General features: G+C 57.2%; 1 protein-coding gene. It reads left to right on the top strand.

Annotated elements, in window-relative coordinates; genetic code table 11:
• A partial coding sequence (locus PZC42_RS24725) for an Hsp70 family protein (RefSeq protein WP_277214183.1) occupies window positions 1–269 on the top strand: 269 nt, incomplete at both ends.

Here is a 269-nt window from a genome sequence, read left to right as displayed (position 1 = left end):
CATCCAGGTCTACGAGGGTGAGCGTGCCCGTACCAAGGACAACAACCTGCTCGGCAAGTTCGAGCTTACTGGCATTCCTCCTGCTCCTCGTGGTGTTCCTCAGATCGAGGTTACCTTCGACGTTGATGCCAACGGTATCATGAACGTCTCGGCTGTCGAGAAGGGTACCGGCAAGAGCATCAAGATCGTCATCACCAACGACAAGGGCCGTCTCTCCAAGGAGGAGATCGAGCGCATGGTTGCCGAGGCCGAGAAGTTCAAGGCCGAGG

It is taken from the genome of Isoptericola croceus (assembly GCF_029382255.1).
In the GTDB taxonomy this organism is placed as follows: domain Bacteria; phylum Actinomycetota; class Actinomycetes; order Actinomycetales; family Cellulomonadaceae; genus Isoptericola; species Isoptericola croceus.
Note: the sequence above shows the minus strand (reverse complement) of the source record. Positions and strands in the feature narration are given on the sequence as shown.